This is a genomic window from Pseudoalteromonas sp. MMG005 (assembly GCF_018101015.1).
Lineage (GTDB): Bacteria > Pseudomonadota > Gammaproteobacteria > Enterobacterales > Alteromonadaceae > Pseudoalteromonas > Pseudoalteromonas aurantia.
Window position 1 is genome coordinate 1 of record NZ_JAGJEK010000017.1, and the last position, 12903, is coordinate 12903.

General features: G+C 39.7%; 8 protein-coding genes. 1 reads left to right on the forward strand and 7 read right to left on the reverse strand.

Translation table 11 applies throughout. The features are described from left to right. Nucleotides 1-516 precede the first annotated feature (516 nt). Both J8M01_RS14300 and J8M01_RS14305 read right to left on the reverse strand, forming a co-directional pair. Nucleotides 517-2499: a winged helix-turn-helix domain-containing protein gene (locus J8M01_RS14300; RefSeq protein WP_211058436.1), complete on the reverse strand. Its 1983-nt coding sequence runs from the start codon at nt 2497-2499 to the stop codon at nt 517-519. A gap of 207 nt (nt 2500-2706) precedes the next feature. Then, on the reverse strand, nt 2707-5259 hold the full coding sequence (locus J8M01_RS14305; protein WP_211058437.1) for a PKD domain-containing protein: 2553 nt from the start codon (nt 5257-5259) through the stop codon (nt 2707-2709). A gap of 235 nt (nt 5260-5494) precedes the next feature. Between J8M01_RS14305 and J8M01_RS14310 the strand changes: the two genes are divergently transcribed. Beyond that, complete coding sequence (locus J8M01_RS14310; RefSeq protein ID WP_211058438.1) at nt 5495-6088, forward strand: hypothetical protein; 594 nt, start codon at nt 5495-5497, stop codon at nt 6086-6088. A 124-nt stretch (nt 6089-6212) separates the two neighbouring features. On the opposite strand, the gene J8M01_RS24370 is transcribed toward J8M01_RS14310, so the two are convergent. From J8M01_RS24370 to J8M01_RS14335, 5 genes are all read right to left on the reverse strand, one after another. Beyond that, nucleotides 6213-7487 (reverse strand): ATP-binding protein, encoded by a 1275-nt coding sequence (locus J8M01_RS24370; protein WP_211058439.1) that lies wholly within the window; start codon nt 7485-7487, stop codon nt 6213-6215. 99 nt (nt 7488-7586) lie between these two features. Further along, entirely contained in the window at nt 7587-8309 is a 723-nt protein-coding gene (locus J8M01_RS14320; protein ID WP_211058440.1) for a response regulator transcription factor, read from the reverse strand. 107 nt (nt 8310-8416) lie between these two features. Then, a complete protein-coding gene (locus tag J8M01_RS14325; RefSeq protein WP_211058441.1) occupies nt 8417-9478 on the reverse strand; it encodes a hypothetical protein in 1062 nt (353 codons plus the stop codon). 248 nt (nt 9479-9726) lie between these two features. Then, nucleotides 9727-11856 carry a HEAT repeat domain-containing protein gene (locus J8M01_RS14330; RefSeq protein ID WP_211058442.1) on the reverse strand — a complete coding sequence of 710 codons (2130 nt, stop codon included), beginning with the start codon at nt 11854-11856 and terminating at the stop codon, nt 9727-9729. A 34-nt stretch (nt 11857-11890) separates the two neighbouring features. Continuing rightward, nucleotides 11891-12874: an aldose epimerase family protein gene (locus tag J8M01_RS14335; protein WP_211058443.1), complete on the reverse strand. Its 984-nt coding sequence runs from the start codon at nt 12872-12874 to the stop codon at nt 11891-11893. Nucleotides 12875-12903: the final 29 nt, after the last annotated feature.

The window sequence follows — 12903 nt, forward strand, 5'->3', positions numbered from 1 at the left end:
ATATGACGTGAATATATTAATTTAACATAACGTAAATTATAGGGTGTTAATTAATTATTATAATATACTGGTATTTTGATTTTTATTAAGCGAATGATTTACGTATTAAATGTCCAATACTAGACGGTATCGGACATTTTTATGCTTATGATGAGGTGTTAAGTACCACTGAACTTTAAGAACTCAATTAACTTACTTATTGCCGTTGTGAACCCTCTTAGAAAAATCTCACAATTGTTTTTGCAACGAGCTTTTATCCAAAGCGGATAAAAATTTTACGCTAACAATCGAATTATCAAAAGAAACTATAGAACTAGAAGATATATTGAGTTCAGATGACGCTCAAGCTCTCCTAACTTTCTCTAGATTGGCAAATAAGTCGACCGGTTAGGTGGTTTGAATTAATAAAGTTAACAGCTGGAACCAACCATAAAATCTTTACACGCTATCGTCCCGCTACCACATAAAACTTAGTAGTACTTTTTAAAATAGTTTTTATTTAGTGACAAACCGATGTTACAAAGTTATGGCTGAAAGCCAAAAATCGTTGTTTGTCACGGTCTTATTGGTCCCTATAAACCCATGCAAACGCACTTGTGGTCTGGATTGGAATGAAAATGTATATGGGTGATCCACGATGCTCTTAACTTCACCATTATCCATCTTGTAGTATTTTACGATACCATTGGTGTCTATATAGTAGATGCCATGAAGGTCGACATCCCAGTTTCGATCTAACGTCATTTGTTTCGGAGTCGGTATTTTTTTAGGTTTATTATTAAAGTCCCACTGCCACAGCGTGCGCGTAACAGCGTCGATATACAGTAAGGATTCTTTATCCGGTAAAAGTCGGCCTTGATAGACGTTTATAGCTGGATAATACGAGTGTGCTGAGGTCGCACTATTGTAACTGGCTAAACGCCAGTGGAGGTGGTGTCTTTGAGCGTAAAGCACCCTATTATGTTTGTTCCAGCCTATAACATGTACTGGATCTGAACTTAACCATGTAACATGTAAATTATCGAGCTCAACATGATAGATTGCTATGCCATATTTGCTACCCTGTTTAATAGTCGCAGCAATGCGTTGGTTGTCTGTTGACCACACTAGATCATAAATATCATCGAATTTAGAGTTGTTAATACTGCTTAAGTGATTGTTACCTCTAATCCATAGTGTTTTGTAACCTTTACGCGTTGAAACAAAGCCCATTTTTTTTGCATCTGGACTAATCGAAAGTTCGCTATCATTACTGTTTGAAGCTGTGAGTGGTAATGCTTTTTTTGGCTGGGTTAAATCTAGAGCGACGCCTTTTAAGTTAGTCTGCTGTAAAGAGAATAAAAGAGTACCGGTATTACTACTAATTTGTAAGTTTGATAATGTATTTGTGGGAAATGGCGCTGATATTGTTTTAGTTTCACCAGTCAGAGTAAGTAAATGTACGCCCTGCTCATTGGTATATAGCAGGTGCTCATCATCGACCCAGTCATACCCAGAAATTGTAGTTTGATAGTTACTCAATTGAGTTTCGTTCCCGTCGAGGTCCACCGTAAATAGCGCGTGGTCAGATGAAGCTTTAGAACGGATATAAGCAATTTTTAACCCTGAAGGTGAAAATATCGGGTACTTATCAGTCAATCCCCGCGGTGGTGTTGAAAGGGGCTCTATTAAATCGATTAAAGCGTCATAAATTGCTAGTCGATGTGTTTTTGAGTTGAGGTGTTCTTGGGTAAAAACAAGGGTTTTGTTATTTATATGATGGTTTAAACCATAACTTTTACCGCGTAGCTCAACAATGTGCTTGATTGTGTCGTTAGACAGGTCAATAAGTGATATTGAATGAGCGTGGTTTTTACGGGTTAAAGCGAGTACAGAGTTTGTTTTAGCGGTAATTACTGGGTGCATAAATTCGTAGTCATATGCGCTGAAGCGTTCTTTGCGCTGATTTTTTACCGTCATCAATACAATGGTATCCATTTCGCCTATGTCTGATTCAATATATGTTAAATGCGTACCGTCTTCGCTTAGGTTGGGCATAAGCTTTAGGTCAGTGTTGTAAGTTAAGCGCTGCATAGAACCCATCGATATTGTGGGCTCAGTAGTTGATACAATGCGTGTTATGAGTGGAAATGTGAATAATATGATTAAAAAAAAGCTTATAGAACTAATTACCCTACGTTTTGCATACTTACTTCCCGAGGGTAAAGGGGCCACCTCTGCCACTAATCTGTAGCCAGTCTTGCGTATGGTCGCAATGTATTGTGGTTCGCTCAGGTTATCATCAAACGCCCTTCTTAAAGAAGAAATAACGCGATTCAAGGCATCTTCTGTGACCACTTGATTAGACCAAAATTGATTAAATAGTTCTTCTCGGTTAATTATTTGGCCCGGTCGAGCAGCCATATATTGCAAGATCAGCGCTGCTTTTGGTTCTAATCGAACTTTTTTATTAGCATGTACTGCTGTGAGTTTTTTACAATCTACAACCCACTGATTCATGGTGAAGTGGTCTAGAAAAGGGGGTTCAGTACTAGGCATAAATATATGAAGAAACTAATTTTTGTGGGTTGAATAGGTATAGTACTTATAATTTTCTCAGAGTCCAATTAATGGATTTAATTGACTATGAAGGACTGTGTTACTCTATCGTCTTTGAGCATGTTGAAATAGGTAAGACCGCACTTAGCCTTACCTCGTGAGTGGAAATTAATCTATTGATACTTGCATAGATACATCGTCAAAATGTTGCTCTGTGGTGATGTGTATATAATGCCAGCCTGTTTTAAGATTCGTAACTTTGAGTGATGCATTGTTGCCATCAGTAATGCTTCTGGCATCCCAGTTTGTTTTGTTTGGACGACTAGAGTATTGATAGTAAATGTTGGCGTTACCCGTTCCATGCGCGGTATTTATGAACAGGTTTTTACCTAAGTATTGCTCATCAATATACAGTGAATACTGTAACTGCCCTGCACTATTTTGCGTGGCTAGACAATATTGTTTGGCAAGTTCTATTCGCCCTCCATGGGTTGGCTCTACACCTTGTTCGCAGTTATTTGGCTGTGCAATGTCATCGGATACTGTTACAAAAGTAGTATCGGTACTTTGTGCACCATGAGGGTCTTGCACGGTTAAAGAAACGTTGTACCTTCCCTCTTTGATATACGCGTGTTCAGGTGAGACCTGTGTACTCGTAACGCCGTCACCGAATTGCCAATGATAACTTAATTCATCTTGATCAGAATCGAAGCTTCCGGCACTGCTGAAGTGTACATTGGTCCCTAATGTTGTTTGGTATGGGCCATTCGCATCGGCAATAGGGTTAGAATTATTAAGCGTTGTTTGGGTAGCTAGCAATGTGACATCAGAGAAAGCTCTGTGGCCATACAGCATGATGAAGTACTTCCCAGCACTCAGCTCGGTAATATTGCATGTTTCAACACTCCCATTTTTGTTAGGTTTACAGTCATAGTCAGTTTTAGTTGGTCGCTGTGCATACTTTACATAAAGGTCGGCATCACCTTGTGTTCCTGTTATAGATATCGTCACAGGCTGAGAGGTATTATCCACTTCGTAATAAAAATAAATGGTATCTTTTGCATTACCTGAAACCGTGATTGGTTCATTTTTGGTGAGTTTAGTCGTAAGCGCAGAGCTTACTGAAATGTGGGTGTTTGTACTTGTTTGTGCGCCTTTATCATCTGTTAACGTTAAACGAACAATATAATCTCCTGGCGCTGAGTATTGGTGTGTACTATTTGCGAGTGTGCTTGTTATGCCATCTCCAAACTGCCAATAGTAAGCCACGATATGACCATCAGAATCAAGTGAATCTTCACTCGAGAATTGCCCAGGTTCAAATAATGCCAGTTCTGACGGTGCGTTGATAACGGCGATAGGTGGATTGTTTGCGGGCGAATCGTCATCTCTGTGTGTGATAGTAAAGTAATCGACAATATCACCTTGCGGACCGAGAACATGTGCTTTGAGAGAGTTGGCAAAAATATCTAAAACAATTGAGCCTCGGCCACCGTATATATAATCTGTCGGATGACGCTTCCCCTCACTTATTTCGTCTGGGCGTACTTGCCTTGCATACCCCTTTCCACTACCTGCACTGGCTCCGTGAGTTATAAAAACGGCCCCTTTTTCTCCCTGTTTTTTAGTATAAGCGCCATCCTTATCAGGTTGACCGTTGCCACCGTGCATTATGTGTGTAGAAGGATTGTAATCCCCCGACTTTTTGTGGTGATCAGCCATTAACACAGAACGGGTGTAAAAATGATTATGACCAGCTAAAATAAGATCGACGCCGTACTGTTCAAGTACAGGTAAGAAGCGCTCACGCATAAAGATCATGTTTTCTGCTTCATCTGAATCGTGACCACTTTTTCCATACACTGGATGATGAAATGCACTGATAAGCCATTCACTATCATTCGCTGCTAGGTCCTGTTTCAGCCAATCTAACATGGCACTAGACTCTTTATAATGCTCTTTGTCAGATGAGTTGAGCACCACAACATGAATATTGCCATAGTCAAACGAGTAATAGGCTTCATGAGATGATGCAACACCGCCTGATTGAGCATTCGTAGGAATGGAAAATAAATCATAGAAGCCACCCGTTTGGGTTTCAACATCAGCAGAGCGATTATCATGATTTCCCATAATAGGCCAAAGAGTTGATTGTTTTAAAATAGTGGGATATTGACTAAATACGGCATTGTCGTACTCGGTGATGGTGCCATCGTTATACGCATTATCACCTAGCATCATCCAAAAATCAGGCGGTGTATTGCCTGCAAATTTCAAATATCCGTCCCGTACAATTTTTTGTGCGGTGGTATCTGGATCTGTGCCAGCTCTTCCAGGATCGCCTAATATCCATATTCTTGTATTCTTATCACTGTCTTTTAATGGAGAGGTGCGAAAATAAGTTTGTTCATCATTGCCACTGAGTAACGTTGAACCATCATATATTGCATAGAAGTATTTTTTATCAGGCTGTAGCTTGTCTACGGTTATTTCGTGTTCTGTACTCAGTGCTTCAGAATAAGAGAGTGGTTTCAGATTGCCAAGTGACTCTCCATAGTGCAATTGTGATTTTACTGGGGTATCTGTTTGCCAACGTATTGTGACTTGTTTTTGCGCCGCCATTTGTAAATACGGGCCTCTAGTGAGATCCGCTGTGTGGCCGACAAATGAAGTGCTTATTAAGCTTGTTGCTAAAACTAAATTAATTATTGTGGTTTTCATTCGTTATAAACCTGTGTTGTTTTAATTGTTGTATACGCGGCAGCATATGCCTCGAAGTTATACCTTGGAACAGCATTTAGTTTTTTGTTAGTGATGTTGGTTGATAAAACCTAATGTAAAGCGATGCTACTTTTATAATTAGTAATATCAGAATGATAGTGTTAAGGTTTTGAGTCGAAATGCTTATATAGCACAATCTAAAACGTATATAACATAATGGTGTTTGTGAGTGAGAATGAATAAAGCGTTAAGGTTTATTTTTGTAGTATGTTTAATTACGTTAAGTTCGCAATCTTTGGCGCAAAATGTGCTCGTTCCAGTCAACGCAAAATGGCGATATTATGACAGCGCCATAGCACCTGCTAACAATTGGCATCACCCACTTTTTGATGATTCAAAATGGCCGTTAGGGAAAGCACAATTGGGTTTCGGAGAAGGAGATGAACAAACACGTTTAGCAAAAACAAGTGCAGGAACGCCGATTATTGCCTATTACTTTCGTCATGAGTTTAATTGGAATGGCCCTAATGTCCCCACTAAGCTTAATTTACGAATGTTAGTTGATGATGGCGCAAGAGTCTTTATTAATGGCATCGAAGTTCACCGCTTGCTACTCCCAAATGGTACACAATCAGGGCAACCCCGCTTAACTTCCAATAATAGTGATGTTCATTTTGCAACAGGTTCTTTGATTGAATATATGTGGTATGAAGTGACGCTTAATAAAAAAGTGACGCTGCAACAAAATAATGTCGTCGCGGTTGAAGTAAGGCAAATATCTCAACACAGTAGTGACGTAAGTTTTAATCTAGAGTTACTCCTAAATTAACGCTAGACGATGGCTAAATAGATAATTGACTAGAGCGCTAAGTAATCTACCTATGTAAGCCCCCTTCATTGACTTGTTTCCCTATTTTCTATTGCTTCTTACATCGATTTCCAAAAATTTATCGTTAATTCGAATGCGGTAATGCCATTGTGAATTTGGCGCCACCGTGTTCACTATCTTGTATGGCAATGGCGCCTTGGTGCAGGCTAACTATTTCTTTAACAATAGCCAGACCTAATCCAAAGCCTGATTGGTTATTCGCTTCTCTTATTCTGTAGTATGGCGCAAATACTTCCTGCTTGTGGTTGTCGTCAATGCCCTCGCCATCATCTTCAATTATTATGGTTAAGGTTTCGCTGTTTGCAGTTAAAAGAACATATATATGTTCTTTGGCGTACTTATCAGCATTGGTAATTAAGTTTCCAAGCGCTCTGGCCAATAAGGAAGGGTCAGCGAGTACAAAATAACGTAAGGATTGGTTGTTGATGTAATGTAAGGTATGCACGCATTCGAAAGTTAACTTATCACACAATGTCTGTATAAATTCATGGAGCTCTAGGCGTTTTAATTCGGGCCTGAGTTCAGCTCTTTCCATTTGTGCGTAGCTGAGTAATTCATCGACCATATCTTCAAGAGAAAAAAGTTCATCTTCAAGTTCTTTAATATGGTTCGAACCTACTCCTTTTTTATTTATACTTAGTAGTTCTAAATGTAATTGCATACGAAATAGCGGTGAGCGAAACTCGTGCGCTATTGAGTAAGTCAGGCGTTTGTGACTCGTTAAAAGATGCTCAATTTTATCAGCCATCACATTGACGCACGTATTGAGCTGACCAATTTGTAAGTGTTGCTTGACGGGTGTTCTCGCAGCCATATTCCCTTCGCTGATGCTAATGAGCGTTTTCTCAATTAGGGCTAGTTTACGATGTAATACAAAAAACCAAATAAAGCAGCACAATGCCACACACAACATAAGTGCAATGATAATGTAGTTCTCTATCGTTTCTTCAATCTGTATTAGCGGGTGGTTATAGTCCGTCGCGATTCTATAATAGTTATCTTCTGTAAACGCCTTGAAGTAGTTAAATTCTTCATCATCAAACCAGACATTGCTCTGGGTTAAATGCGTTTGCACATAATCGGGGATTTGTGCATTTCCGATTAATTCGATGGTTATTTGGTTATGTTCAGCAATCATATTTAATAAAGACTGCCGACGTTCTGGCGAGATATGTGGGTCTAATTCTTCGAGTAGTTGAATTTCAGCTGAGAATTGGCGTGCATCAGTGACGTTATCAACATCAATAATGGCATACGTATTAATTAAATGTGCGAGTACCACAAACCCATAAAGCGTCAGCAATAACCCTGTATAAAATGAAATAAATAACCTAGTCACTATATGACTCCCGAACAATCTTAAATTTACTTTACGTTGTAAGCCTGTAGGTTACCTGTTTTTTTTTGATGCGACTGTATGGGATTGTATGGGGTTTACTTACCAAAAGTCGGGTACGAACATATAACCCTTGCCACGAACTGTGATGATCCCCTGGGGGCGGCTTGTATCGTCTTTTAATTTTTTACGAATTTGCGATATTTTATTATCGATTGACCTGTCGAGGCCGTCATAATCAATATTTCTCAGTGATTTAAGTAGATGTTCTCGACTTCTAACTTGCTCAGAATGCTCAACCAAATGCCACAGTAAAGCGAACTCAGACGGGGTAAGGGTAATTAACTCATCGGCAAGTGTACAGCGTTGTAGCGTCTGGTTTAGCCACAGTGCACCAAACGTCTTTATTGTGTTTGTCTCGCTACTTTCTTGAATATTGTTTGTAACATTTTGGTTATTTGTGCGGCGTAACAGGTTTTTAATGCGTGCTAATAATACCCTTGGCTGAATAGGCTTTTGCACAAAGTCGTCAGCGCCGATTTCCAGTGCTGCCACTTGATCCATATCATCACCGCTCGCTGTGAGCATTAAAATTGCGCCGTGATATTGTTCTCTAACAGCGCGGCAAATACTTAATCCGTCTTGATGAGGTAACATGAGGTCTAATATAACGAGATCAGGAGACTGGTTTACGATGTGTGAAACGGCATGTTCACCTGAAGTCAGTATTTCGACATCAAAGCCATACCCTGAAAAATAACTATTGAGTAAAGAAGCCAATTTTCGATCATCTTCTACCAGTAAAATACGTGTAGGCTGGGGCATATACTCTGCAAAAAATAATTAATTCAACGAGTAATAAAATATAACAGACATAACGTAAAGAGGCACCTTTATCAGGTGCCTCACTACATTTTTAAACAATTTTTTGATTATTTGATAAGTAGAAATTTATCAAGTTCTTGTTGAGTCATATTATGAATTGAATCAAAAGCGGCTGAATCTATCGTGAAAAAATAGAATTCTGGGCCGAGTTCCTTGCCTAACATTTCTCTAAAATAAGTCAGTTGTGCACCATGAGCCGGATCATCTTTTTCTAGGTCTGCGGCAGATTTACCCGCGTCATTACAACACCATGAGTGTACTCCAACGACTGCGCCAGGTGTGTATATACGGCTGAACCCCGCGGCATATAAATCAACACCACCAGAATATATTTTAGAAGTCGATTCTACTTTGGTGACCAATTGTGCGTTGCGTATTAACCTGCCTGTATGCATGTTGATATCGTCATTCAAAGAACCCCCTATAGATTGCAGTAACAGTGTTTTTACTGCAGGTTGGTTGTTGATCACGTCATTTAGTTGAACGTATGTTAAAGAACCAAGCTCGCCATTGAGTTTTGCCGTGTCACCTTCAACTTTTATACTGCTATTGCCGCTGGAAAGGAGCGATTCATTTATGAGCAACCTGACCGAGTACTCTCCTACGGTGTTATTAATACTTCCTGAATAGATAATATTGTCGCTATCATCCGAAGTTGTGTTAATACCAGTCCCAAATAAGTAGGCCTTAGGCTCGGCAATGGCGTCGTTAATATCATCTAATTCGGTTTCTAATACGGTAAGTGAGGCAATAGGTTGATTGTCGTCAAAATCAAACCCGAAAAATAAAAAGCCTTTGTCGTATTTCGCATAAATAACGTTAGCATCTCTATCGCTATCTACATAAGATATATCGTATTTTACGCCATCAATTTGCAGGTCAAGCGCATCATATTGGCGCTTAAATGTTTCGATATATTGCGCAACGTTTTCTGGCTGAATAGAATGTACAGCAGCAGGTTCTGGTGTACCAGGTGTTGGAGTTACAGGCGTTGTAGGGGTTTCTGATTTTACTGGGGCAGTCGTCGGTTTAGTGCTGCTACTGCTTCCACAAGCTGACAGTATAATTGCAGCAGTTAAAGGCAGTGTTAATTTGAGTAAAGTATTCATAATATGTTTCCAAGCTAATTCGATGGTGAGAATTCTAGTGGAGTATGTGAATATACAATATCTGTCATGTGTCATAGAAATGTATGTGAAATGCTTACATTGTGGTTACTGTACTTCACCTCACATTTGGCAACAAATGTGAGGTGAAGTACAGTCAACTTGAGTCAGAAACGTTGCTATTTTAATAAGTCTAAATTTTTTAATAATCGCTGGTGGGTTACGTGCCACCAGCAATTTGGGGAATTATCTCATCTGAATTCTTGATATGCCTCCATATCGCCCAGTTTAAGTGCTAAGTCCATACCGAGTGAGTTCAGGTTTGACTTATCAGTATAGCTTTTGATGATTAAGCGCAATTGTTTTAAGGCTTTTTCACTTTGCCCCAAACTATCAAGCACTAATACATAGGTGTAGGCATAGTGCGGGTTGGTCTTGTCTAATAGCATTGCTTTTTTAATATGGCTCATTGCAAGGTCAAGTTGCTTAGTGCGCACAAAGTGCAAGCCTAGGGCATATGAAATAATGGACGAGCGTGGAATTGTAACAATGCCCTTTTCTAATATGGACTTTGCTTGGTTTTCTCGTTTTTGACTTTGATATAAATCGGCTAAATTGATATACCCTACTTCATGATATGGGTCTAATTCGATGGCTTGAATAAGTGCTTTTTCCGACCCCTTTAACTGGCTGGCGCTTGCCAGTAAAGCAGCATGCTCTACTAAACCCTCTCCTCGCCAACTATTTAATGCTGAAACACCCATGAGTTCTTTAAATGCATGAACAAACTTGGGGTGTGATATATCAGTCATACCCGATAGAATCATAGTGCGTGACGCGCTTATTCTGACAGCTTTGTAAGCGTCATTCAGTAACGGTAGTAACTGTGTATTTAATATTGCGTTTGGCATTAACTTGGATGCTTCGATGGCGGCCAACCGTAGTAACGGCTCATCGTGCTTTAAATAATGAATGAGCTTTTGTTGTTGCTTTGCATTAGAGATAGCTTTGAGTAACTGCAACGCGCTTGCTCTACGAATAATACTGATCTTGCTGTCATTGATAATGTTCCAATGTTCGCTGTCAGACAGAACTAGACCCAAGTTTAATTTTACTAGGTTCATTTCATTCACAGTCAGAGGTTTGGGTTTACCATGCCATTGATTTACTGCATTGCTTGCCCACTGTGCGCTTTTGTTCTCATGACAGCGATTACACGAGTTTGGCGTACTAAAACGTGCAGATAAATGAGGCCTAGGGATTTTAAAACTGTGGTCACGGCGTTTATCTACACCCATGTATTCTGTTTCCGGCATATGGCAATTTACACACAAACTTCCTGCCGATTCTGTTTGATGTCGGTGATGTTCATAGCTATTGTAAACATCATTGCTGTGGCATTGTAAACACAACCCATTGCCCTGCTGCTTTACTTTCATAGTATGTTTATCGTGGCAATCCAGACAATTTACACCTGCTTCATACATCTTACTTTGTAAAAACGAGCCATAAACATACACTTCGTCTTTTATTTGTCCATCGGCATGATAATACGGAGATATTGGTAATTGCGGAATGAACTGATCTAAAAATGCTGCTCCGGTGGTAATGCCGTCAGTTAACGGGAGTCGTCTTGAATGACATGAGAAGCAATTGTCCATAAAACTATTGTCTCGTTTAGGTCCATGCCATACCGCGTTCGCGCCATTTGACTCAAATACCCAGCTTTGATTTTTTAAAGACTTAGTTGAGTGTGTTGCAGGCGTGTTTGGGGATTTTAGAAGATGCTTTTCGGCGTGGTCATTTAACTCTGTATGACAAGCATTGCAACTGACATTAACGTCCTTAAAGGTTGTATTAAAGGTGTTACTCTCGCTATCGTAGTGTCTCTTTAAGCCTGTTGAGTGGCAATCGGCACACATACCATTCCAATTTTGTAACGGTTGGGTCCAATGCAAACGCTTTGATGAGGTCATCATTGCGTCTGTATAGTTTGGATACCAACGTTGCCCTCCAAGGTTTTTTGCTCTACTGTCCCAGCTAAAAGGAAGTACCTGTAATCGACCATTTTGTGTTTCAACCAAATATTGTTGCAATGGTCTATGACCAAACGTGTATTTAATCACCACCGTGTGTTCGGTATCTTTGTCGGTAACCGTCATGAGGTATTGGTCGGTGCGTTTATAAAATCTGACTATTTGTTCATGGTGGTTTATGGTCTTATTATTAAAATCTCCAAGGACATTTTCGGGGGTTGCATCTAACATGGCTTTTGCGTGGTCGGAGTTGAGCCAATCAGTAGACTGTTTCGCGTGGCAGTTAACACATGATGGCTCTGCTTTGGTGACTGCATAGACGGTGGTGACACATAAACCATTCATGTAAATAATTAATATGGTTGTGAATACCCTCCAATTAAACATGGTCAAACTTATATATTGTATGTTGCTTAAATAAGGCACCTGACTTGAGTATCGGGCTGGGAAAAAACGGGTTATTGATGGCATTGGGAAATCGTTGTGCTTCTATGCATATTCCTTGATAAGGTTTAAATGGTGGCTCTAGGTGTTGTCCAGAATAAAATTGAACACCTTCATAGTCGGTATATACCTGCATACGAATACCTGTATTTTTTGCTATTAAGGTTGCGACTGGTGATTGAGCCAAATGGGGATTGATCACATAGCAATGGTCAAATCCGCGATTGGCAATAATTTGTGGGTCGTTAGCTGATCCTATAGTTAATCCGATGCTTTTTAGTTGGCTGTTAAATGCAAAATCACCGTCACCCACCGATTTCATATCGCCTGTCGGAATGCCTAATTCATCTATTGGTAAGTATCGCGTAGCATCAAGGGATAAGAATAGGTTATCGACGGACGTTTCTGCAAGATTGAAATAACAGTGATTACATACTGATAAGAGGGTGTCTTGAGTGCTGGTTGCATAATAGCTAATTTCAAGTGCGTTATCCTCAGTCAAATTATAGCCAACCGTAATATTAAGATGCCCAGGGAGACCATGTTCCATATGTTTTGACTCTAAATTTAACTCTAAATAGGTAAGTGTCCGAGTTGTTTCGTTAACTTGCCATAGGTGCTGCGAAAAACCTTTTTCGCCACCATGTAAACAGTTGCCCCGGTCATTTTTATCTAACATATAACGGGTTTGATTTAAGTAAAACTGGCCATTCTCTATTCTATTACTGACAGGCCCGACAGTGGCACCGATATATGCTTTGTCGTTGAGAAAGCATTGCGGGTTGTTATATGTCACAGTCATTTCAGTTAGACATTGATCAATCGGCACTTTAATAGAACTTACCCGCGCACCTAGGTTTACGATTTTCACGGTCATAGCGTTGTTGTTTTGCAGTTCGTATTCTTGAATTTTACTCATTATTACTTCTTATTATTGGTGTATACGTA